The organism is Candidatus Nitrospira neuquenensis (genome assembly GCF_979578155.1).
Genome location: NZ_CEFZDU010000033.1, coordinates 226741 through 247411 on the forward strand (window position 1 = coordinate 226741; position 20671 = coordinate 247411).

Below are 20671 nucleotides of genomic sequence, written 5' to 3' on the forward strand. Positions count from 1 at the left end.
TGGTCGTGTCGTGGGGTGCCTACCGGCGCTGTCGGACGGGCACCGGGGTGGTGGGGCCGGCGGTGCCGGCGGGGAGGGCGTCCAGGATGGTCTGTGCCCGTTGCCCGTAGATGCCGGGCTCATAGCCGTGGAGGGGCCAGTCGGCCAGCGTCCAGGCCAGCGCGCCGACGATGGCCGCCTGCGCACGGATGAGCGACCAGGGCAACAAGAGCGTGTCGTGCCACGCCTCCAGGGCGGTCCAGGTGGTGGCGTCCTCCGCCGGGTCCTCGATCTGGTTCTCCGCGACGACGGCCCAGGCCGTCGCGGTCTGGATCGGCGCCAGGGGGCTGGTGGGCAAGAGCCCCATCGGGTCCACCGGATGGGGCGTCGCGCAGGCCGTCAAGGCGCCGACGAACAGCATCACACTCGGCATGCGGATCATGGCGCTGTCCCTCCGCTCGCGGGGGCCGGTTCGGCCCTATCCTCGGCCCTTGGGCAACACCCCCTGCTGTTGCAGCTCATTGACGTGGGTCTGGAGGAGCGCGGCCAGGTAGTGTTTCAGGGACATGCGATGGAGCGCCGCCGCCGCCTTGAAATTGGCGACCAGATCGGCCGGCAGGTCTCGGACGTTGAGCACAACGGTCTTGGTTGTGGGGGGCGTCTTCTTCATGGTGACACCAGTGTACCGAAGTTCCTCCGGCCTGTCAAATTTTCCTTGCTATCTCTGGATGCGTAGTGTACATATGGGGCGTGCTGTTGGGGCGTGCTGTCGCACTCCCACTCTCACCCAGGAGGCCCGCATGCGCACGAGGACGCGCGCGCCCCCGCGACGGCTCGCCCGTCGATCGCCCGACCGCCCCCGCGCCCCGATGGGCGAGGACGCGGCGGCGGGCCAGTCTGGACAGGAGGAGGCCATGACGACGACACGCCACCACCCTGACGGCATCGTGACGGCGCCGGACGTGATCCTGAGTGCGACACGCCGGCTGATCGGCGTCGTGTCTCTCATCGAGTCGGCGGAGCGGCCGGGGCTCTCGGACCTGATGGCGCTGTTGCGCGGGGAGCTGGAGCTCATCGAGGACGAGGCGTACGGGCTCGCGGCGCACGTCGCCCGAGTGGCCGGCGGGCCGATGCCCGATCGGACGCCCTGGCCGGTCGCGGGCCGGGTGGGGGCCGCGCCTGACCGACACGCCCCGGCGCCCTCGCCACGTCGCCGAGGGGCAGGCCAGGCCCACGTCGTCGAACGAGGAGGGGGACATGGGCACTGACGCGAAGAAGTGGCTCTCCGTGCGCGATCTGGTGGACGCGCTCGGGGTCTCACGGCAGACCATCGCCCGGATGGCCCAGCGCGGGCAATTGCCCTGTTACCGGTGCGGAGATCGGATGCTGTTTCCGCCCGACATCTTGGAGCGGCTGGCGGCCGACGCCGAGGCCAATGCGCGGCAGAGGGAAGACGACACCATCACCGTGAACCCGCCCCATGATGGGGCAGAAAGGCAGGACCTATGGCGACTGCGCTGACCAAGCCCACGAAGACCACGATCAAGACGGGCACGCCCGCGACCGCGACGATCCAGACTCCCCCGGAGCAGTCCGGCGCGGTGCTCGCCAGCTTCAAGAACGCGGTGTTCCTCACCCGAGAACATTCCCAGAAGGAGCGTGGCCCGGTCTACGTCGTTCGGCTGATCATCGGGGACCTGTATCGCGTCCGGTACGCGGACGACACGCAGGGCTACTTCCTTACGGAGAGGGACGCCCGGCGGATGTTCGACCGGGTGGTGAAATGGGCCACAGACTCGGACCTGTGGGAGGCGCTCGCCAGTGGGCCGAGCGACGGCAGCCTCGTCGTTGCGTTTGACTATTGACGGAGGGTGACGGCCTCGGGCGAGTGGGGGACGCTCGCGGCCGCGCTGTTGGGGGGCAACGGCTGGCGTCATGACCCAGCCGGGGCGGGCATCCTGGACCGCCCGCCCCCCGTGTTCTCCGACCAGGACCCTGACCAGGAGGGGGCATGTCAGAGTTTCCCCCGATCCCGAAGAGCGGGCGGTGTGTCTGTGGGCGCCGCCTGGCGCCCTGCGAGCGGCCCCGCGATCGACGGGCTGGCCTGTGGGAATGCGTCGCCTGCGGGGCCAGGTATCAGGCGACCGCGGCGGCGCCGCCCGCCGCCCCACGGACCACGGCACGGCCCCCTGATGCCCCTGTGAAGCGGCACCGTCGCCGCCCGCCGGCGGCACGGCTCACGGATGCGGTCTGGACGCATGTGCTGCCGCGTGATCCACGGCGGGCCTGGGACTGGCTGGTGGCGCAACGGCGGGCTGCGCTGCTCGCACAGGCCGCCGCCGGCGATGCGCGCGCCGGGGAGCTCATCGCCGACTGGAACCGGCGAATGGATGAGCTGACGGCGGAGTACCAGTGCGCGGGCGTCGCCCCGTGGGAGGCCTGGGACCTGTCGCAACTCCTGCCCCTGGTGATGCTGGAGGCCGCTGGCACGCTCCAGCCGGACGCCCACAGGATCGACCCTGCGGCGGAACGCGCCCTGCTCGCGCCCGCGACCATCCAGCGCTTCAAGACCCTGCTCGCGGCGGAACGCGAGGGCATCCTGACTGGCCAGGAGGCGGAGACGAAGTGGCGCGAAACGATCCAGAAGGTGTGGCCCGACTGTCCCGAGCATCACTCGCTGGCCGTGCGGGTGTTGCGGGGCGAGGGGCCCTATGCGGCGCTCCCGTTCCAGGCGCGGCTCCGCCAGCTTGTGCCACCCCGCGCGCCCCAGCCCCGCCGCCGGGACCCGGCGTGGACGGCGGTGATCGTGACGGCGCGGGATCGGCTCCTCTCGGCCCACACGATCGGGAAGATACGCGCCTCGAAATTGATCCATAAAACGGCCCTGCGCCTGCTGCCGCGCGCGGTCTATGACCCCAACACGGGCTGGCGTGCTGTGATGTCCCTGCACGTGGGTGCCACCCGTCGCCCGGATCGCCGCGCCGCCCCGCCTCCCCGCCCCCCGCAGGCATAGGGGAAGCCGTCCCGAAAGCCGTCCCGAAAGCCTTCCCGAAAGCCTTCCTCGCAAGTACGTAGTCAACCCAGTAAACAATAGGGCGGGCCCACCAGGCCGAACCGCAATAGGAGACTCTTGCCGCTCCGTCATAGGTAAGGTATGGTCGGCCCATGAACAGCGACATACCCTACGTACCATCCTTGATCACCGTTCAGGAGGCGGCTCGTATCCTGCGCTGCTCGGACAGGGCTATGCGCGCCATGATCGCGGCCGGGCGCGTCCCGACGCTCCGCGTGGGAGCGCGGGGGTACGCCATCCGTATCGACCGCGATGCCATGCTGGCCGCGCTCCGCCAGCCGGCGCGGGAGTCCCGCCAGTGAGTCTCGCCGCCCTGACCGCCGTGTGGCAGCACTCGCGCGCCCGACTCGCCGATCGGCTCGTGCTGTTGGCCATCGCAGATTACGCCGACGAGGCCGGGCGTGCGTATCCGTCCGTGCCGACGATCGCGCGGCGATCTGCGCTCTCCGCACGGCAGGTCCAGCGATCGGTGGCGCGACTGGTCACGACGGGGGAGCTCACCACCGAGCGCGGGGCGGGGCCGCACGGCACGACCGTATACTGGGTGACACTGTGTCGCCCCGACAATATGTCGGGGGTGACATCCTGTCACGATGGGGGTGACATCCGCGCCGCCACCGGGGTGACATCCTGTCGTGGGGGGGGGCGACAGGATGTCGCCCTATCCGTCACTCTTACCCGCCATAGACCCACCAGGGACCCGCCAGGCCCGTCCGCCCGCCACGGGGGATGCGCGGCCTGGAGCAGACCGAGAGGGCGCGGAGACCGACCGGGCGACCCTCGGCTGGCTCATCGCCGAGTGGAACGCCATCCCCGGCGTGCTGCCCGTCACGGCTGAGGCGGACCTGGTGGGGGCGGTGCGGGCGACGATCCTGGCCAGGCTGCGCGAGCATCCCCGGCGCGCGTGGTGGACGCGGCTCCTCGCCGAGGAAGTCCGGTCGTCGGATTTCCTGTGCGGGCGGGCGCGGGACTGGGCGGCGAGCCTCGCCTGGCTCTGCGGCCCCAAAAACCTCGCCAAGGTCCAGGCCGGCGCGTACCGGAACCGCGTGGGCCCCCCGCCGAATGGCGCGCTCCCTCGGACCTGTACCGCGCGCGTCAAGCGTCCCGGCAAACGCTACCTGGAGGCCTGCGGGGCGCCGATTGACCCGAGCGAGTGGGGCAAGACTGGGCCGCGCTGCCCGGCCTGTCTCGCGGAGCGGGCCAGCATCCAGGCTGCGATCCGTGCAGCCAGTGCCCGCCACGCTCACGCATTGGGCGTCGGCGAGGCAATCGGCGTGTCACCCGAGGGAGACTGTGGGCGGGCGGACGATCGCGGCGCAACCGACGCGACCAGGGCGCGCGGCGATCCGCGCGTCGTGGCGGCCACGGCTGCGTCCTGACCCTATGTACGAGACACTACGTATTACACGAGGACTGACCCGATGCGCATCCAGGTTGACGTGCCGTTGAGCCTCACCCTGTTTCCGCCGACGCTCATCCGGCAGGTCGCGGGCGGGGTGGCCCCGGAGCAGGTCCCGGCCCTCTTTCCGGCGGTCTCGGCGCGCCTGGTGGCGTTGGGGCAGCTCGCTGTCGCGACCTGGCAGGAGCGGATCACGCGGGTGCCCGGCCGGACGGGCCGGCCGCTACGGCTGGGGACCGGGCCGGCGGACCCGATGGTGCAGTTGAATCGGACCACCTACGCCACCAGCGTGCGCCTGGCCCCGGCGGCTTGGGAGGCCGATGCCCTCACGGTCACGGTGTCTTCGGACAGCGCGCAGGCGGAGCCCATCGAGGCGGGCACGCCCGGAGGCGCGATGGACCTGCATCAGGTGCTCCCCACCGCGCCCAAAGCGCGGCGGAGCCGCGCCGGGACGCTGTACCTGCGCATCCCGTTCCGGCATGCGACGGTCTCGGCGGACAGCGGGCCCGTCTTGCCCAAGGCCGTCGTCCATGCCATGCGGCCGAAGGCCACGTATTTGACCCTGGGGACCTACCAGGAGCCCTCGGTCACACGGCCGGAGGAGTCGGTGACGCGATACCTCTACGCGCCGCGTCCGGGCCGGCTCACGCAGGAGGACATGCAGGCGATCAATGCCCGTGCGGCGCGCGCGGCGGCGCAACGGGGCTATCTCTACGCGCCCCCCGTGCTCGGCGCCGAGGCGATGCAGCGATGGGCGGGCCTGATGCGGACTGGCGCGCGCGGGCATGGCGGCTACCTGACGATCCGGACCCTGAGCCAGGCCAACCGGGCTGGCTGGCGCGTCCCGCCCTATCCCCCCCAACACCTCCTGCAGGGGGTGGCGGAGGCGGTGAGCCAGGCCGCCGCCGACTGGTTCGATGCGGCGATCCGGGCGGATATCGAGGGCTGGGTCCGGGCGATGGGAGGGGCGAGCGCGTGAATCCAGACATCCACACTCACACGACGGGAGGAGCGTCGCATGGGATGGCCAATTTGCATCGTCGACGTGTACGGGCGTGAGACCGCCTGGGAGTGGCGCCTGGAGGGATCGGGCGACGCCCCGAGCGGGGACCTGCTCGCCGTGCGCACGGAGAAGCAACTCGGCGTGGAAGCGGCGGCCGGACTCTTCGACCTGCGCCTGACCGCCAAAGTCGGGGCGGACGGGCGGACCTGGATGGATCGCCTCGCCCCGCAGGACGTGGTGGTCATCCAGATGATGAATTTCCAGGGGCGTGTCGGCGACCACGGGGCCGGCGAGCTGCATACGGTGCTGATTGGACTCGTGGACACCATCACCGAGACCATGGCGATCACCCCCCAGGGCCTCCCTGAGCGCCAGATTCGGGTCAGCGGACGGGATGCGGGCAAACTCTTCATCAGCGGCGTGGTGACGTACTTCTCGTTCGCCGGGGCGTCAATGCTCCGTGCGCGCGATTTCATCCCACAAGCCCGGCTGAATGCCCTGCCGCACCAGGTCATCGCGCGCCTCTTGGAGGACATCCATCGGCGGTTTCTCCAGATTCAGGTGCACGGGCCAAGTGGGCCGGTGGACTTCTGGGACCTGCTGGGCTACCGGCTGGAGTCCTTCTCGGGGGAGATTCCGGCGGGGCTGGACTGGCAGTTCCTCGGGGGAGAGGGCAGTTTTTGGAGCTTCTACGTCAAGGCGGCGTCGCCGCCGTTCCACGAGTTGTTTGTGGATACGCGCCGGACCGCCGGCCTGTTCGATGGGCAAGGCCTGGAGGCCAAGGCGCCCGTCCAGACGCTCGGACGGGACGGCTCGGCGCCGGTGTTGATCCTCCGGCCAACGCCGTTTCCGGCGCTCCTGCCGGCCGGGGGACCCGACCCGCAGACCCGGACGGCTCCGGCGCCCGATGGCGTGGACGTGGCGCTGGCCGATGTCACCGTCTCCGCCGTCACCGATCCCTGGACCGCCCTGCCGACGCACGTGGTCGGCGCGGACGCCCTCCTCGGCGAGCCCTTTCAGGACGTGCTCTCGCGGTCGGATCAGGAGCAGTACACCGTCTATCTGGCGTTCTCGCACTACAACGCGCTGGGCCGAGAGATGGCCCTCTTGACCATCCCGCCCATCCTCGATCTGCCCAAGTTTCGCCGCTACGGCTACAAGCCGCTGATGCCCAACACCTGGCTGACGAATACCGGCCTGGCGGGCGATCGGGACATGGTGACATTCACCAACCGGCTGACCTGGCGGCTGGCCAGTTGGTACTGCCTGAACGACCGGTTTCTGAGCGGATACCAGACGTTCCCGTTGCTCCCGCACGTCCATATTGGCGAGCAGTTGCTTGATCAGACGCCGGGTCGCCCGCCGCGCCGGTTCTATATCGAGCGCGTGAGCCATCAGTTTGTCGCCTTCGAGCAGGCCACGACGACGCTGGGGCTCACGCGGGGGCTGCCCGAGGCGGAGTATGAGCGGATTGAGGCCCTGTTGCAGGGGGCGGAGCTGACCCGGCCAGCCCACTCGGCGGAGATGGCCACGCTGCTCAGGGACCTGATGCAGCTCGGGCAGCGCCCGTAAGAGAGGGACCGGCGTGGCGCGGAGGGCCTCCCGCGCCCGCCTGATCACCAGAGGCCGTGACCACAGAGGAGGACCTATGGCTGCGCAGACGACGACCCCGATCACAGAACGCGACTTCGACGACGCACTCGACACACTCGATCGCCTGCTCGAAATGTTCAAGGACCCGTCGCGGCTGACCCCCGAGCAGCGCAGCCGGGTGGCGCACGCGACCCTGGCTGCGGCGCGGCGCGCGTTCGAGGCGGGGAAGCTCGACAGCGCGACGTTCCATCGGATTGACCTGATGGCCCGCCAACTGCCCACGCCTGCGGAGACCCAGGCGACGATCGCCAAGTCGCTGGCCCTGGATGTCCGCGCCGGCACGATGGGGACCGGGGAGGCGGCGGTGCGCGCGCGGAGCGCGCAGGACCCGGCCTTCCGGGGGCTCGGCGCATGGTGGAAGTCCTCCTACTTCCGGTGGGCGTGAGGACCGGCCGGGAGGAGGCGCCACGCCGAAGGCCCCTCCCCCGGCGACGCGGGGTGGCCGGGCGACTCCTGCAGCCCCGCCCCCCGCGCCCCTTCATAGTGTGTGTGAGGTGTCTCCGTGAGTCTGACGGACCTGCCCAGCCTGGATCAGATCGCGGCCGATCCGGCCCAAGCGGCCGATCTCCCAGCGGCGCAGGCCATGGCCCTCCTGGTGAAGGTGGCCGCGCTGCAGCCGCTCCTGCTGGCCCGGTGTGCGGCGGCGGCGAGCGCGGGGGGCGGGGCGGAGCGGACTGGGCCTGTCGTCGCGCCCGGGCCGGCGGATGAGGCGGTGCCGTCGGAGGGCCCGCTGCTCACGGCCGCCGAGGCCGCCCGGCGGCTGGGTCTCCGCGAGTGGCGGGTGTACGAGCTCGCCCGACGCGGGACCCTGCCCCTGGTGCGAATCGGAAAGACCGTCCGGTTCCGGCCGGGCGACTTGGCGGCCTGGATTGCGCGGCACCGCGAATAACCGCTTGCCTTCCAGATAGGCCGATGGTATAGTCTCGCCATGGACGGCGCGGCACTGCGGCGCGTGCGGGTGACACGGGGCTGGACGCAAGCCGACCTGGCGCGGCGCCTGGGGGTGACGCCCAATACGGTGGCCCGCTGGGAACGGGGCGAGCGCGGCATCTCGGAACCGGTCGCCCGGCTGGTGCGGCTGGTGGCGGCGCACGCCGCCCCCCCACAACAGGGACGCGAACATGGCATGCGTGCGAAAACGGCGCGGCAAGTGGGTCGCTGACTACCGTGACGCGGCCGGCATTCGGCGCTGGCGGACGTTTGCGACGAAGCGCGAGGCCGAGGACTGCGTCGACCGCGAGCGGCCGAAGGCGAGGCAGTGGACCCGGCCCCTCGTGGACCCGAACATCACCCTCGCCGCCTACGCGGCCCGCTGGCTGGAGCTGATTCGGCCGACGGTGAAAGGGCGGACGTGGCGCCGCTATCGCGAGCTGCTGAGCTTGCACGTGCTCCCCGCCTTCGGGGCGATGCGGCTCCAGCGGGTGCACCGTGGCCAGATCAAGGAGTGGCTGGCCCGGCTGCTCGCCGAACGCCGGCCGGCCTGTCCAGGACGGCCCCCCACGGGGCCCCCCTCGGCGGAGCCGCCCCCCTTGGCCCGCAACACCGTCCGGAACGCCCATGCGGTCCTGCGGGCGATGCTGCGCGCCGCCGTGGACGACGGGGTGCTCACCGCGAATCCTGCGGAGAAGCTGGGGCGGCAGCTCCGACTGGCGACGCCCAAGGCCACCCGCCAGGAAACGATCAAGGCCATGACCCGCGAGCAGCGCCGCCAGTTCTTGGAGGCGATGGCGCGGCAGGAGCCCCGCTACGCCCCGCTCTTCTTCACGCTGGCCGGGACCGGCATGCGCCTGGGCGAAGCCCTGGGACTGCAGTGGCGCGACGTGGATACGGCCGGCCGGACCATCCGGATCGAGCGGAGCCGCGCGCACGGCCAGATCAGCTCCCCGAAGGCGGGCCATGGGCGCACCGTGGACATCTCGCGACCCCTCGCCGAGACGCTGGCCCGGCTCCACGTCGCCCGGAAGGCAGAAACCCTCCGACGCGGGTGGTCGGACGTGCCGCCCTGGGTCTTTCTGAACGAGGCGGGCCAGCCCGTCGATGATGCCAAGGTGCGCAAGATCATGGCGCGGGTCCTGCGGACGGCCGGACTCCCGCCCCATTTCTCCCCCCACGCGCTGCGACACACCTACGCGAGCCTGTTGCTCCAACAGGGCGAGTCCGTGGCCTACGTGCAACGCCAGCTCGGGCACGCCAGCATCCAGTTGACCGTCGATACCTACGGGAAGTGGCTGCCCCTGGAGCACAAGGGGGCCGTGGATCGGCTGGACGGCTGGACCGGGGAGGCGAGTGGTAGCAAAGTGGTAGCAGAACTAGGGGGAATCCCCGAGAGCCCGTTGCAACCCCTTGAAAATCTGGTGCCCCCGACACGATTTGAACGTGCGACCCGCGGTTTAGGAAACCGCTGCTCTATCCATCTGAGCTACGGGGGCGTGGCGGCATTGTACACGAGGCGGGGGGGATTTGCAGCGGGTGCGACGACGCAGAGCCCGAGGCGGCGCGGTGTCCCGATCACGGGTTCGTCTTGAGGCGATAGCCCACGCCCGCCTCCGTGACGATGTAGCGGGGGCGGACGGCGTCGGGCTCGAGCTTGCGGCGCAGGTTGCTCATGTGGACCCGCAGCAGGTGGATGTCCTCCTCGTAGGCCGGCCCCCAGACGAGGCGGAGCAGGTGGCGGTGCGTGAGGACCTTGCCCGCCTGGGCGACGAGCGCCTTGAGGAGGTCGTACTCGGTCGGGGTGAGCAGGATCTCCTGCGACCCGACCCGGACGAACCGCTTGGCCAGGTCCACGGTGAGTTCGCCCGTGGTGAAGAGGGGCTCGGCTCCCGAGGGCCCGATCCGCCGCAGCGTCGCGCGCAGCCGCGCCAGCAACTCCCCGAGGCTGAAGGGCTTGGTCAGGTAGTCGTCCGCCCCGGCGTCGAGGGCCGTGACCTTCTCCGCCTCCTGATCGCAGACGGAGAGGATGATGATCGGGACGGTCGTGTGGCGGCGGAGCCGGCGCGTGACCTCCGTGCCGGAGAGATCGGGCAGGCCCAGGTCCAGGATGAGGAGGTCCGGCCGGTGGTGCTGGACGGCTTGCAGCGCGTCCTCCCCGCCGGTCGCCTCGAACACCCTGTACCCGTGCGCGTCCAGCGACGTCCGCAGGAAATGGCGGATCGCGGGTTCGTCGTCCACGACCAGCACGCGGGGACCCTGCTCAGACAGGGGCGGCCTCCTTGGCAGGCGAGGCCGCCGGCGACAGGGGGAGCGTGAACACCAGCCGCGCGCCGCCGCTCGGGGCGGCCTCCGCGCGGATCGCCCCGCCCTGCGCCTCCACGAACCCCCGGCAGATGGAGAGGCCCAGGCCGCTGCCCGGCGGCGCATCCGGCCGGCGGACCCGGTAGAACTTCTCGAACACCGCCTCGCGTGCCTCTTCCGGGATGCCGGGCCCCGCATCCGTCACGGCGACTTCCAGCCGCTCGCCCGCGATGCGGCCGCTGACCTCGATCGGCGCGCCGGGCGGCGAGTGCTTCCCGGCGTTGTCGAGCAGGTTCACCAGCACCTGGGTCATCAGCACAAAGTCCACGGGGACGAGCGGCAGGTCCGGCGGGAGGTCGAGCCGGACCGGGCACTGGGGAGACAGGCGGTCGAGCCGCTCCAGCGCCGCGGCGACGATCTCTCTGAGGTCGGCGGGCTCGCGCCGGATCTCGAGGACGCCGGCCTCCAGCCGCGTCATGTCGAGCAGGTTGCCGACGAGGTGGTTGAGCCGCGCCGCTTCGTCGCGGGCCAGGCCGAGGAGCTTGGCCTTGGCGGGCGCGGCCAGTGCCCCGTCAGCCTCCAGCAGGGTGCTCATCGCGCCCGTGATCGCGGCCAGCGGGGTGCGCAGGTCGTGCGAGATGGAAGCGAGAAGCGCCTTCTGCAGCCGGACCTTTTGCTGAAGGAACTGGGCCTGGCGGGTCTGCTCCTCGAGGCGCGCCCGCTCGATCGCCAGCGCCGCCTGGGTGCAGAGCGTTTCCATGAGGCCCGCCGGCGGCAGGGGCGGAGGCTCGCCGGGCCGGGCGGAGGCCAGGGCCAGCACGCCGATCGCGCCGGCGGCGGTCTTGAGCGGCAGGCACCGGACCGCCCCCGCGGCGCGGGCGGCGTCGCCGTCTCCGGCCGTGAAGCCGGCGACCGCGGCGGCCAGGCGGTCGTCGTCGAGGGGAAACTGGGACGCCGTCCAGCGCGGCCGGAGCGTTCCGCCTTCGTCCAGCAGGAGGGCGACGCGGCAGCGGGCGATCCGCTCGACGTGCCGGCCGCAGGTCTCCAGCACCTGGGGGAGGCCGTCCGCCGCCGCAAGGTCCCGGCTGAACGTGTAGAGCGCGGCCATCTCTTCCCCGCGTTGCCGCGCCGCGTTGCGCTGGTCGCGCATGCCGCCCGCCAGCGCCGCGATCGCCACGCCGGCGACGAGCAGGCTGCCGAGCGTCCAGGCATAGCGGGGGCCGGAGAAGAACGCGTCCCGGTAGAGGTGGGCGGGGATGAAATCGGGCGGCATGAACAGGAGGTCGAAGGCCGCCGTGCCGAGCGCGACGGCGAGGAGGGCGGGGCCGCGGCCGGCTCCGAGCGCGGACACGACCACGCTCAGGAGATACAGGACGATGATCGCGGCGGGCGTCAGCCGGTCGCGCCAGGCGTACCCGGCGAGCGTGGCCACCGCGAAGGCGCCGACGCCGAACAGGTAGGGTTGCCAGCGACGCATGCCGCCCCCGCCTCTCCCTTGCGGCTTGTCCGTCCGCCCGTCAGCCGTCGTCCACGGGCACGCCGCCCCGCGAGCGTGTCGTCGCGATGGGCCGCGTGGGTGGGGAAACGGGGTCGGAGTATAGCACCGGCCCCGGGAAAACACCATCGCCGGGAGCCGGTCGTGCGCGAGCGGCCGAGGGCGAGGTTGAGCCCCTCGTGCGGTTGGGGCATCATAGGCGCCGATGCGACGCCGCTCCCTGACCTTCCGCCTGGCGGACCCGGCGCTCGAACGGGCGCTGGCGGAGCTCTGCGCCCTCGTGCGGGACGCGGGCGGGCGGGCGCTCCTCGTCGGCGGCTGCGTGCGCGACGTGGCCCTGGGCCGGCCGGCGACGGACCTCGACGTAGAAGTCTACGGCGTGCCGCCGGATCGCCTGCTGGAGCGGTTGGCTTCCCGTTTTCCCGTGGACCTCGTGGGCCAGGCGTTCGGCGTCGTCAAGGTCCACGGCCTGCCCATCGACGTGGCGATCCCGCGCCGCGAGTCCAAGGCCGGGCTGGGCCACCGCGGGTTCGAGGTCCTGTCCGATCCGGGGATGTCCTTGGAGGAGGCGGCGGCCCGCCGCGACTTCACGATCAACGCGATGGCCTACGACCCCGAGGCCGGGGAGCTGCTGGACGGCTACGGCGGGTTGCAGGACCTTGACGATCGGATTCTCCGCCACACCAGCGACAAGTTCGGCGAAGACCCCCTGCGCGTGCTGCGCGGGCTGCAGCTCGCCGGACGGTTCGACCTGCGCGCCGCGCCGGAGACCGTCGAGGCGGCGCGCGCGCTGCTGGCGGAGCTGCCCGCGATTCCCGTCGAACGGGTCTGGGGGGAGTGGCGCAAGTGGGCGGCTCGCTCCGTGCGGCCGTCGGCTGGCCTGGAGTTTCTACGGCAGTGCGGCTGGCGCGCCGCCTATCCGGAGCTGGCCGCCCTGGAGGGCTGCCCGCAGGACCCGCACTGGCATCCGGAGGGGGATGTCTGGACGCACACGTTGCTGGTGACCGATGAGGCCGCGCGGATCGCCGCGCACGACGGCCTGGACGAGGAGGACCGGACCGTGCTGGTCCTCGCCGCCCTCTGCCACGACCTGGGCAAGCCGGCGGTGACCCGGCAGGAGCACGGCCGCGTCACGTCCCCCGGTCATGCGGGCCGCCTGGAGCCGATCGAGGCGTTCCTCGGCCGGATCGCCGCGCCGGGTCGTTGCCGCGACCGGCTCCTCGTCCTCTGCCGCCATCATCTGGACCACATCGGCTTCTCCGGCTCGGCGGCGCAGATGCGCCGGCTCGCGCGGGCGTTGGACGCGGCGGGCGAAGCGCTGCCCATGCTGGCCCGACTGATCGAGGCCGACCACAGCGGGCGGCCGCCCCTGCCCAAGGGCCCGCCCGCAACGCTGCTGCGGATGCTGGAGGTGGCCCGGGCGGTCGCGGTGGAGAACGCGGCGCCCAAACCCCTGCTCCTGGGCCGGCATCTCCTGGAGATGGGGCTCGCGCCCGGCCCGCGGATGGGCGAGATCCTCCGCGAGGCCTACGAGGCCCAGCTCGACGGGGCCTTCGAGACGGTCGAGGGGGCTCGGCAATGGGTTCGGGGCCGGTACGCCGAGGATCCGTTCCGCGCCCCATAGTTGTCCACAGGTTCCATCTTGGCATTTTTGTCGAGACCTGCTAGGGTTTCGCCGGGAGGCGGGCCCTCGGGCTGTCACTTCAAGACGAGTACGTACGCAAGATGGCGTATTGGCGGGACCGAGGAGGGGTGCTATCGTCGTTGGCGGTAGGGGGAAGTACGCGATCGCCCCAGGTTCACGGGGCGGGGGCAGAGGGTGTGCGGCGAGGCGGGGCGGGCCGGAGGCCCCGCGCAACTGAAGGAGGCGAGCGATGCGGACGAGCAATGTGACGGCGGCGCTGGGGTTGGCGGTCTTGATGGGGGTTGCGGCCGGCTGCGAGACCACCAAGGAGGCCGAGGCGCCGGTCGTGCCCGGGCAGCCGACGGCCATCCAGAACGTTCCGACGTTGCCCTGTTGGGTGACGCAGAAGGGCAAGTGCCTGAGCGGGGAGAAGAAGGTGTTCTACGGGGTCGGGAACGCCTCGGGCCTCGTGAACAAGCGAACGCTGCGGACGATGGCGGAGGGCGCGGCGCGTGGCGACCTGGCCAAGACCTTCAACGTGTACGTCAAGGCCTTGCAGAAGCAGTACATCGCCGAGACGACGGCGGGCTCGGAGGACAAGCACTTCGTCGAGCAGCACGTCGAGGAGGCCATGAAGCAAGTGACCGCCCAGTCGCTGACGGGGTCCGAGATCGTCGAGTACTGGCAGAACCCCCTGGACACGAAGGAAGCCTATGCGCTGGCCCGGCTGGACATCGCGCGCTTCGTGGAGGCCATGGACTCCTTCAACTCGGCGAACGCCAAGTTCAAGGAGCTGGACGCGAAGATGCGCGACTACGTCCGCAAGAACGCGGAAAAGGCGTTCGACACCCTGGAGACCGAGGTGGACAAGGCCCAGGAGCAGCAGGGGAAGTAATGGGGCGATCGGGCCGCGGGACGCGGCGAGGGGGGCGGCCGGGACTCGCGCTCGGGGCGGTGCTGCTGACCGGTTGCATGAGCGGGCTGGCGGGGTCGCCGGCATCTGCGCCGGTCGTGGCGCCGGGCTGGATGGCGAAGCTGCCCGAGGGCGGGGGCCAGTTGTGCGCGGTCGGCACGAGCGGGCCGACCTACTACGCGGAGGACGCCCGCCAGAACAGCGTGAAGATCGCCATGGCGGAGCTGGCGCGCGCCAGGGAGGTGCGGGTGCAGGCGGGCCAGATCATCGTGGAGTCCGGTGGAACCAAGGAGTACGAGGCGTCGGTCGAGGGCCACACGAACTTCACGAGCGACGTGGTGCTGCAGAACGCCCAGGTGCGCGAGCAGTGGGTTCACCCCGGCGGGGACGAGCGGTACGGCCCGAAGGGCACCGTCTACACGCTGGTCTGCATGCCGCTGGGCGGGCGCTAGCCGCCGGGCGGTCGAGGGAGGCTGAGATGATCAGGAGGGGAAGGCGGCTGGGGCTCGTGGCCGGGGCGCTGGCGGGGTGCGGGCTGCTCGCCGGGGCGGCCGGCGCCGCGGCGGAGATGACGCCGCAGCAGATCTACGCGCAGGCGGCGCCGGGGGTCGTCTTCGTGGCGGCCTTCGGCGGGGACAAGCAGATGGCCGGCACCGGCTCGATCGTCAGCGGCGACGGGTGGGTGCTGACCAACGCGCACGTGGTGGTGGACGCGAAGACCCACAAGCCCTACGAGCGCGTGTGGGTCTTCCTCAAGCCGAAGCGGGTGACCGGCGACCAGGACAAGGACCTTGCCCAGCGCGTCCGCGGACAGGTCGTCGCCTACGACGAGGCGCTCGACCTGGCCGCGATCCGGATGGAGCCGTCCCCGCAGCCGCTCCCGGTCGTGGCGCTCGGAGATCCGGAGCCGGTCCAGATCGGCGAGCGCGTCGTGGCGATCGGCCATCCCGAGCAGGGCGGGCTCTGGACGCTGACGACGGGCGTGATCAGCGCCGAGTTCGAGAACTTCCAGCAGGTGCCCGGCAAGCACGTCTTCCAGACCGAAACCAGCCTGAACCGCGGGAACTCGGGCGGGCCGCTGTTGGATTCGTCCGGCCATCAGATCGGGGTGAACACCGCGATCGCCCGGAAGGCGGCCGATGGGCTGGCGATCACGGCGATCAGCTTCGCCCTGAAGTCCAGCGTGGCGCGGGACTGGCTGGCCCGGCAGGGCGTGAAGGTCGCCTATGCGCCGCCGGCGGTCGCCGTGGCGACGCCCGCTCCCGTGCCGCCGCCAGCCGCCGCGCCGGCGCCCTCCCCCGCGCCACTGGCTCCCAAGCCGCCCGCGCCCGAGGCTCCGGCCAAGCCGATGATCCCGCCCAAGGCCGCTGCGCCCAAGCCCGCTCCCCCGGCCGCCGAAGCTCCTCCGCCGCCCCGCCCCTACAACATGGACAAGCTCCTGGACGGCCTGGCGCAAGTGGAGCGGGAGATGGAAGACATGGCGAAGGGCATGCGGGAGGAAATCCGACGGCACCAGGACCGGTAACCGGCCGGGCGCGCACCGGCCGGGGAGAGAAGGAGACGCGCACATGAGACAGGGGGCAGTCGCCGCGATCCGTCGGTCCGTGGAGTGGATGAAGCAGCCGGCCGGCCGCGTCCTCGCGCGCTGCGGCCTGCTGGTCCTGGGAGCGGTCGCCGCGCCGGGGGGGCTCTGGGCCGGCGAGCCGCCGGCGGAGAAGATGGACTGCCAGGTCTATGAGACCAAGAAGCGCTCCGTCACCGTCGGCCTCAAGGCCGGGAATTTCCTGTTCAGCGTGGGGCCGGAGGTGACCTGGATGCTGGAACGGGGCGTGGCCTGGGACCAGGCGGTGCACGGGCTCATCGCCCGCTACGTCGAGCTGTGCGGCCGGTACAACGCCGGTGAGGTGACCAAGGAGGAATATCAGCAGCGCCTCCGGGAGATCGACAACCTGTACAAGGAAGCCGTCGAGCTTCAGAACAAGCTCATCGAGCAGACCCACAAGCGCGCGAAGGACGCACACGCCGAGCTGGAGGAGGCGACGGGCGGGAAGAAGGCCGGCTCCGCTCCCGAGGCCGTCGCGCTGCAGCAGTCGGTGGACCACCTCGCCACGCGGGTCGAGAAGCTGGAGCCCGTCGGCCGCCGCCTGTGCCGTCCGTCCGATCCCACCCAGCCGGGAGCCACTACCGGGACGGTCGGCGCGGCGCCGGACTGCGGGCCGAAGGGGCCGTAAGGCCGCCCGAACGTCTGGCGGGCATGCGCGATCTGTTTCCCCACCGGGCTCGCCGCTGGACGCACGCCGCGCTGCTGCTGGGCTGCGGCCTCGTGGCGGTTGCCGCCCCCTGGCTGGTGGAGTGGGGGTGGCCCCGGCTGCTCGAGCCGGTGGAGCTCTGGACCGTGGATGTCCGCTTTCGCCTGCGCCCCCCCTTGCCCGTCGCCGCCCCCTCCCCGGAAGACGGCAAGTCCGATGCCGTGGCGATCATCGACTACGACGATGCGGCCGCGCGGAGGTACGGCCTCGGGCGCTGGCCCTGGGACCGTCGGGTCCATGCGCAGGTGGTTCGCTGGCTGCACGAGTGGGGCGCGCGCGCCGTGCTCATGGACCTCGTCTTCGAGCACCCCGTCCGGGAGGTCGAGGACCGGGCGCTGGCGCAGGCCACGGCAGAGGCGGGCAACGTCTTCTACCCCGTCCTGATCCACCTGGGCCGGGAGGCGGCGGGCAACCTCGGCAGCCCGGAGATCCCCCCGGCGCACCTGTTCCGTCCGGGGTCGGCGCCGGCCGGCGCGCTCCCTGCCGCCGATGCGTGGAGCCTGCCGCTGCCCCTTCTGGCGGAACGGGCCGCGGGGTTCGGCCACATCCGCCGTGCCGTGGACTCGGACGGCATTCTCCGGCGACTGCCCGTCGCCTACCGCACCCCCAACGGCTTCATCCCCGCCCTCTCGCTCGCCGTCGCGCTCCGCCACCTCGGCGTGGACCCAGCCACGGTCCGCATCGAGCCGGGCGTCGCGCTGCGCTTCGCCGTGCGCGGCGAGGAGGTGGCGGTCCCCGTGGACCGGCAGGGCCGGATGTGGATCAACTACGCGGGCCTGTGGGGCAAGCGGTTCCTGCACTTTCCCTATAGCTGGATGCTGGAGCAGGCGGCCGAGCCGGAGGGACGGGCGGAGCTCGCCGCGCTGTTCAAGGGGCGCTCGGTCGTGGTCGCCAACCTCACCACCGCGGCCGGGGACCAGGGGCCGGTGCCCTTCCAGCAGAACTTCGTCTTCAGCGAGATGCACCTGCACGTCCTGAACATGGTGCTCACGCGCCAGTTCCTCCGCGACGCGACGCCGCGGGAAGCCCTGCTCCTGACGGCGCTGCCGGCGCTGGCCCTGACCGCGGTGGCGCTGGTCGGCGGGCCCGCCGTCATCCTGCCGAGCTTCCTCGCCGCCCTGGGCGCGATGCTGCTCGCGGCGCAGCGGGCCTTCGACGGCGGCGTGGTCGTGCCGGCCGTTCCTCCGGCGATCGCGCTCGTCGCCGCGCTGGTGCTGCTCCTGGCCGCCCGCTTTCTCATCGTGGACCGGGAGCGATGGCGGTTCCTTTCCGTGCTCGGCTCCTGCCTCCCGCCCCAGACGATCCGGGAAATCCGGCACAACCCCCACCGGATCTCCGACCTGCTGGCGGGCCGCCGGCGCGAGCTGACGGTGCTGTTCGCCGACCTGCGGGGATTTTCGACCTGGTGCATGACCGCGCAGCCGCTCGTCGTGCAGCAGTTGCTCCACGAGTACCTCTCCGCCATGAGCACGGTCCTGCGCCAGGCGGGGGGCACGCTCGACAAGTACATGGGCGACGGGATCATGGCCTTCTTCGGCGACGCGGAGCCGGAGGACGACACGGACGCGGAGGCGCGCGTCGCGCGCAACGCGGCCAACGCCGTCCGGGCGGCCCTCGGGATGCAGCGCCAGATGGCGACCCTGAACGAGCGGTGGCAGGGGCGGGCGGTGCCGAGCGGCAAGCCGATGCTCCTGCGCATCGGAGTGAACACGGGCGAGGTGACGGTGGGCAACCTGGGGACGAGTTATCTTTGGGACTACACGGTCGTCGGACCCGAGGTGAACAAGGCCCAGCGGCTCGAGAGCGCGGCGGACCCGGGCGGCGTGCTGCTGTCCGGCCGTACGTACCGGTTGGCGCGGGCGCAGGGTCTGCTACCGGAGGACCTGCCGCGGGTGACCAGGACGTTGAAGGGATTGGGCGAGGAATCGGACCTCTATGCGGTGGCGCCGGACATGGTCAGCCGTCTCGTCGAGCGGCTGCCGCCCGCCCCCGCCGCCGCGGATCAGGGGGGTGTCGCCGGCCGTCGTTGGTGGCGGCGGGCGGCGACCTGAGCCCCGTCAGTCCACGTCGGGGCCCGGCTGGAGGGGGTGATCCCGCCAATGCTCGATCACGTAGGCGGCCGCGGCGGTGCGCGACTCGACGCCGAGCTTCACGAAGATGCGCTCGAGGTGCTTCTGGACGGTGCGCGGGCTGATCGCGAGGATCGCGGCGATGTCCACGTTGCTCTTGCCCTGGGCGAGCCAGGCGAGCACGTCCGCCTCGCGCGGGGTCAGGCCGGCCGGCTCCAGCGAGGCCGCCTGACCGACCGCCTGTTCTTCGAGGAACAGCCACCGGCGCGAAGCGCGCACGGCCAGGCGGACGCTGAGCTGCCGGCCGTACCCCGCGACCAGGAAGGGGAGGCGGCGGCCTTCGTCGGACTGGACGGCCGCGGTCCGGTCCGCCCACCGGACCAGCGAGGCCGGTGCCCGCCTGGTCAGCCGGGCATCGCGCCCCCAGTACCGGGCGAGCCATTGCCAGGCGCGGGTCGTCGCCCATCGGATGTGCCCCTGCGGGGTCATCTCGACGACACCCTGGCCCAGCGCATCCAGCGCCTGGTGCAGGGCGGCCAGCTCCTCGCGGACGTGGGCGTGCCAGGCGGCCGGCGTGAGGCCGTCGCGCTCGGCCTCGGTCCGCGGCGGCGCGGGCGCGATGGTGATGGGCTCGGAATGGTCCATGGTGGCGCTCCTCCCTGTGTCGGCGGGGTATCCGGCGGGGCCGGACCGCCTGTCACCGATGTCGCAGGCCGTGTGCCCGGACCGCGGCGGGACGGGCGGCGCGACGAGCCGTCGTGCAACTCCTTGGAAACGCGGAGCGACCCCGAGCGGACGGCAGGGAGCGGCCGCGACGGCGGGCGATCCGGTCGGCGGACGGGCGGCGCGCGGAAGTCGGAACGGATAGGCGGGCTATCCAAACGGATAGGGGCTCGGTCGAATCAGGGGAGGGCTCGGCTATGCGCGGCAGCATGAAGGAACGGATGGCGTGGCGGCTGGCGGCGGCCGCCGCCGCGATGCTGGCGGTGGGGTGCGCGACGCCCTCGACGGCCTCGTCGCGGGCGGGCGGGCCCTCCGCGCCGCCCCCAGCCGAGCGGTCGGCGCCGGAGCGGGGGGCTCAGGCGCCGGACTGCTCCGGCTCGCCCCGGCCGGCCTGGCTGACCCAGACGGGCAGCCTCGAGGCGGTGGGGGAGTCGCGGGAGAGTCCCGAGGAGGCCGAGGCGATCGCCCGGACCGCCGTGATGAAGCAGGTGGAGGTCCACATCGAGGCCGAGGACCAGAGCCTGATCCGCGAAAAGGGGATGACCGGCTCCGAGAGCGTCGTGCTCGTGGACGTGCAGTCGAAGATCAGGGAGCGGATCAACACCTCCGTCTCCGGTATGGAGACGCTGAAGCGGTTCACCGACACCTGCCGGAAGACGTACCATGCCCTGGTGCGGCTCGATCGGGTGCAGGCGGCCCAGGCCTGGCTCAACGACCTTAAGACGCTCGGGCTCCAGCGCCAGGAGCTGGCGCAGGCGGCCGCCGAGCACCAGCGCGCCGGGCGCGTCCTTCCGCTGCTCGACGCGCTCCAGCAGGTGCTCGAGCGCGACCTGAACATGGCCATGCTGGAGCGGCGGGTCGCCTACCTCGCGCCGCAGCTCAAGCCCGCCGACTCGAGCGCCGCTCGGGTCGTCCAGTCGGAGCAGCAGCTCGCGGCGGTGCTGGGCTCGCTCACCCTGCGGTATGAGGGCGGGAACGAGCAGGAAGCCAAGCCGGGCAAGCCGCTGCCCAAGCCGTTGGCGGCCGGGCTGGTGGCGGCGCTGCCGAGCGGGCCGGTCGCCCTGCCCGATATCCCCGTGCGGTTCGCCTTCCAGACCGGCCAGGGCGACGTGGACCCGCTGGTCCGCACGAACCAGCAGGGACGCGCCGAGGCGGCGGTGCGGAACGTCGCGGCGTCGGCCGCGGCCGCGCAGGTCG

22 protein-coding genes, 1 tRNA gene and 3 pseudogenes are annotated in these 20671 nt (G+C 72.0%); 20 read left to right on the forward strand and 6 right to left on the reverse strand.

The annotated features are described in order from the left end of the window. Window positions 1-19: 19 nt before the first annotated feature. Together AC1U7O_RS12000 and AC1U7O_RS12005 are read right to left on the reverse strand one after the other, a co-directional pair. On the reverse strand, window positions 20-421 hold the full coding sequence (locus tag AC1U7O_RS12000; RefSeq protein WP_479895013.1) for a hypothetical protein: 402 nt from the start codon (window positions 419-421) through the stop codon (window positions 20-22). Between the two features lie 36 nt (window positions 422-457). Then, on the reverse strand, window positions 458-649 hold the full coding sequence (locus AC1U7O_RS12005) for a hypothetical protein (RefSeq protein ID WP_479895014.1): 192 nt from the start codon (window positions 647-649) through the stop codon (window positions 458-460). 244 nt (window positions 650-893) lie between these two features. Here AC1U7O_RS12005 and AC1U7O_RS12010 point away from each other — a divergent pair, with 244 nt between their 5' ends. The 13 genes and pseudogenes from AC1U7O_RS12010 to AC1U7O_RS12070 form a co-directional block, all read left to right on the forward strand. Beyond that, window positions 894-1247 (forward strand): hypothetical protein, encoded by a 354-nt coding sequence (locus AC1U7O_RS12010; protein ID WP_479895015.1) that lies wholly within the window; start codon window positions 894-896, stop codon window positions 1245-1247. Beyond that, window positions 1237-1500, forward strand: coding sequence for a helix-turn-helix domain-containing protein (locus AC1U7O_RS12015; protein WP_479895016.1), 264 nt, complete (start codon window positions 1237-1239; stop codon window positions 1498-1500). The genes AC1U7O_RS12010 and AC1U7O_RS12015 overlap by 11 nt, the downstream gene beginning before the upstream one ends. Next, entirely contained in the window at window positions 1485-1844 is a 360-nt protein-coding gene (locus AC1U7O_RS12020; RefSeq protein WP_479895017.1) for a hypothetical protein, read from the forward strand. The genes AC1U7O_RS12015 and AC1U7O_RS12020 overlap by 16 nt, the downstream gene beginning before the upstream one ends. Before the next feature lie 335 nt (window positions 1845-2179). Continuing rightward, complete coding sequence (locus tag AC1U7O_RS12025) at window positions 2180-2992, forward strand: hypothetical protein (protein ID WP_479895018.1); 813 nt, start codon at window positions 2180-2182, stop codon at window positions 2990-2992. 152 nt (window positions 2993-3144) lie between these two features. Continuing rightward, window positions 3145-3354 (forward strand): helix-turn-helix domain-containing protein, encoded by a 210-nt coding sequence (locus AC1U7O_RS12030; protein WP_479895019.1) that lies wholly within the window; start codon window positions 3145-3147, stop codon window positions 3352-3354. Between the two features lie 59 nt (window positions 3355-3413). Continuing rightward, window positions 3414-3533 (forward strand): annotated as a pseudogene (locus AC1U7O_RS12035) (helix-turn-helix domain-containing protein); the annotation flags it as partial. 172 nt (window positions 3534-3705) lie between these two features. Beyond that, window positions 3706-4431, forward strand: a complete 726-nt coding sequence (locus AC1U7O_RS12040; RefSeq protein ID WP_479895041.1) for a hypothetical protein — start codon at window positions 3706-3708, stop codon at window positions 4429-4431. Between the two features lie 42 nt (window positions 4432-4473). Next, complete coding sequence (locus tag AC1U7O_RS12045) at window positions 4474-5430, forward strand: hypothetical protein (protein WP_479895020.1); 957 nt, start codon at window positions 4474-4476, stop codon at window positions 5428-5430. A 39-nt stretch (window positions 5431-5469) separates the two neighbouring features. Further along, the gene (locus tag AC1U7O_RS12050; RefSeq protein ID WP_479895021.1) at window positions 5470-7026 is read left to right on the forward strand and encodes a hypothetical protein; all 1557 of its coding nucleotides are present in this window, start codon (window positions 5470-5472) and stop codon (window positions 7024-7026) included. 76 nt (window positions 7027-7102) lie between these two features. Further along, window positions 7103-7492 carry a hypothetical protein gene (locus AC1U7O_RS12055; RefSeq protein ID WP_479895022.1) on the forward strand — a complete coding sequence of 130 codons (390 nt, stop codon included), beginning with the start codon at window positions 7103-7105 and terminating at the stop codon, window positions 7490-7492. 117 nt (window positions 7493-7609) lie between these two features. After that, the gene (locus tag AC1U7O_RS12060) at window positions 7610-7996 is read left to right on the forward strand and encodes a helix-turn-helix domain-containing protein (RefSeq protein ID WP_479895023.1); all 387 of its coding nucleotides are present in this window, start codon (window positions 7610-7612) and stop codon (window positions 7994-7996) included. A 39-nt stretch (window positions 7997-8035) separates the two neighbouring features. Beyond that, the gene (locus AC1U7O_RS12065) at window positions 8036-8269 is read left to right on the forward strand and encodes a helix-turn-helix domain-containing protein (RefSeq protein WP_479895024.1); all 234 of its coding nucleotides are present in this window, start codon (window positions 8036-8038) and stop codon (window positions 8267-8269) included. Beyond that, window positions 8229-9314, forward strand: a pseudogene (locus AC1U7O_RS12070) (tyrosine-type recombinase/integrase); the annotation flags it as partial. The gene AC1U7O_RS12065 and the pseudogene AC1U7O_RS12070, both read left to right, overlap by 41 nt. Before the next feature lie 145 nt (window positions 9315-9459). Here the strand turns inward: AC1U7O_RS12070 and AC1U7O_RS12075 are convergent. From AC1U7O_RS12075 to AC1U7O_RS12085, 3 genes are all read right to left on the reverse strand, one after another. Beyond that, window positions 9460-9536, reverse strand: a tRNA-Arg gene (locus AC1U7O_RS12075). Between the two features lie 79 nt (window positions 9537-9615). Beyond that, complete coding sequence (locus tag AC1U7O_RS12080) at window positions 9616-10287, reverse strand: response regulator (RefSeq protein WP_479895025.1); 672 nt, start codon at window positions 10285-10287, stop codon at window positions 9616-9618. 13 nt (window positions 10288-10300) lie between these two features. Then, on the reverse strand, window positions 10301-11818 hold the full coding sequence (locus tag AC1U7O_RS12085; protein ID WP_479895026.1) for an ATP-binding protein: 1518 nt from the start codon (window positions 11816-11818) through the stop codon (window positions 10301-10303). Window positions 11819-12041: 223 nt separating this feature from the next. On the opposite strand from AC1U7O_RS12085, the gene AC1U7O_RS12090 reads away from it, so the two are divergent. The 6 genes from AC1U7O_RS12090 to AC1U7O_RS12115 all read left to right on the forward strand — a co-directional run bounded on the left by AC1U7O_RS12090 (window position 12042) and on the right by AC1U7O_RS12115 (window position 18733). Then, a complete protein-coding gene (locus AC1U7O_RS12090; RefSeq protein ID WP_479895027.1) occupies window positions 12042-13460 on the forward strand; it encodes an HD domain-containing protein in 1419 nt (472 codons plus the stop codon). 250 nt (window positions 13461-13710) lie between these two features. After that, window positions 13711-14355 (forward strand): hypothetical protein, encoded by a 645-nt coding sequence (locus tag AC1U7O_RS12095; RefSeq protein ID WP_479895028.1) that lies wholly within the window; start codon window positions 13711-13713, stop codon window positions 14353-14355. Then, entirely contained in the window at window positions 14355-14825 is a 471-nt protein-coding gene (locus tag AC1U7O_RS12100) for a hypothetical protein (RefSeq protein ID WP_479895029.1), read from the forward strand. The genes AC1U7O_RS12095 and AC1U7O_RS12100 overlap by 1 nt, the downstream gene beginning before the upstream one ends. Before the next feature lie 26 nt (window positions 14826-14851). Then, complete coding sequence (locus tag AC1U7O_RS12105) at window positions 14852-15898, forward strand: S1C family serine protease (RefSeq protein ID WP_479895030.1); 1047 nt, start codon at window positions 14852-14854, stop codon at window positions 15896-15898. A gap of 43 nt (window positions 15899-15941) precedes the next feature. Next, complete coding sequence (locus AC1U7O_RS12110) at window positions 15942-16604, forward strand: hypothetical protein (RefSeq protein ID WP_479895031.1); 663 nt, start codon at window positions 15942-15944, stop codon at window positions 16602-16604. Between the two features lie 23 nt (window positions 16605-16627). Further along, window positions 16628-18733, forward strand: coding sequence for a CHASE2 domain-containing protein (locus AC1U7O_RS12115; protein ID WP_479895032.1), 2106 nt, complete (start codon window positions 16628-16630; stop codon window positions 18731-18733). A gap of 6 nt (window positions 18734-18739) precedes the next feature. Here the strand turns inward: AC1U7O_RS12115 and AC1U7O_RS12120 are convergent, their stop codons facing one another. Then, a complete protein-coding gene (locus AC1U7O_RS12120) occupies window positions 18740-19396 on the reverse strand; it encodes a helix-turn-helix transcriptional regulator (RefSeq protein WP_479895033.1) in 657 nt (218 codons plus the stop codon). A gap of 275 nt (window positions 19397-19671) precedes the next feature. Between AC1U7O_RS12120 and AC1U7O_RS12125 the strand changes: the two are divergent. After that, window positions 19672-20671, forward strand: a pseudogene (locus tag AC1U7O_RS12125) (hypothetical protein); the annotation flags it as partial.

Excerpts from the sequence above, each read along its gene's own strand:
- AC1U7O_RS12010 (WP_479895015.1), top strand. The coding sequence starts at position 894 with ATGACGACGACACGCCACCACCCTGACGGCATCGTGACGGCGCCGGAC.
- AC1U7O_RS12020 (WP_479895017.1), top strand. The coding sequence starts at position 1,485 with ATGGCGACTGCGCTGACCAAGCCCACGAAGACCACGATCAAGACGGGC.
- AC1U7O_RS12015 (WP_479895016.1), top strand. The coding sequence starts at position 1,237 with ATGGGCACTGACGCGAAGAAGTGGCTCTCCGTGCGCGATCTGGTGGAC.
- AC1U7O_RS12000 (WP_479895013.1), bottom strand. The coding sequence starts at position 421 with ATGATCCGCATGCCGAGTGTGATGCTGTTCGTCGGCGCCTTGACGGCC.
- AC1U7O_RS12090 (WP_479895027.1), top strand. The coding sequence starts at position 12,042 with ATGCGACGCCGCTCCCTGACCTTCCGCCTGGCGGACCCGGCGCTCGAA.
- AC1U7O_RS12105 (WP_479895030.1), top strand. The coding sequence starts at position 14,852 with ATGATCAGGAGGGGAAGGCGGCTGGGGCTCGTGGCCGGGGCGCTGGCG.
- AC1U7O_RS12065 (WP_479895024.1), top strand. The coding sequence starts at position 8,036 with ATGGACGGCGCGGCACTGCGGCGCGTGCGGGTGACACGGGGCTGGACG.
- AC1U7O_RS12040 (WP_479895041.1), top strand. The coding sequence starts at position 3,706 with ATGTCGCCCTATCCGTCACTCTTACCCGCCATAGACCCACCAGGGACC.
- AC1U7O_RS12115 (WP_479895032.1), top strand. The coding sequence starts at position 16,628 with ATGCGCGATCTGTTTCCCCACCGGGCTCGCCGCTGGACGCACGCCGCG.
- AC1U7O_RS12085 (WP_479895026.1), bottom strand. The coding sequence starts at position 11,818 with ATGCGTCGCTGGCAACCCTACCTGTTCGGCGTCGGCGCCTTCGCGGTG.
- AC1U7O_RS12030 (WP_479895019.1), top strand. The coding sequence starts at position 3,145 with ATGAACAGCGACATACCCTACGTACCATCCTTGATCACCGTTCAGGAG.
- AC1U7O_RS12050 (WP_479895021.1), top strand. The coding sequence starts at position 5,470 with ATGGGATGGCCAATTTGCATCGTCGACGTGTACGGGCGTGAGACCGCC.
- AC1U7O_RS12055 (WP_479895022.1), top strand. The coding sequence starts at position 7,103 with ATGGCTGCGCAGACGACGACCCCGATCACAGAACGCGACTTCGACGAC.
- AC1U7O_RS12100 (WP_479895029.1), top strand. The coding sequence starts at position 14,355 with ATGGGGCGATCGGGCCGCGGGACGCGGCGAGGGGGGCGGCCGGGACTC.
- AC1U7O_RS12045 (WP_479895020.1), top strand. The coding sequence starts at position 4,474 with ATGCGCATCCAGGTTGACGTGCCGTTGAGCCTCACCCTGTTTCCGCCG.
- AC1U7O_RS12120 (WP_479895033.1), bottom strand. The coding sequence starts at position 19,396 with ATGGACCATTCCGAGCCCATCACCATCGCGCCCGCGCCGCCGCGGACC.
- AC1U7O_RS12005 (WP_479895014.1), bottom strand. The coding sequence starts at position 649 with ATGAAGAAGACGCCCCCCACAACCAAGACCGTTGTGCTCAACGTCCGA.
- AC1U7O_RS12110 (WP_479895031.1), top strand. The coding sequence starts at position 15,942 with ATGAGACAGGGGGCAGTCGCCGCGATCCGTCGGTCCGTGGAGTGGATG.
- AC1U7O_RS12095 (WP_479895028.1), top strand. The coding sequence starts at position 13,711 with ATGCGGACGAGCAATGTGACGGCGGCGCTGGGGTTGGCGGTCTTGATG.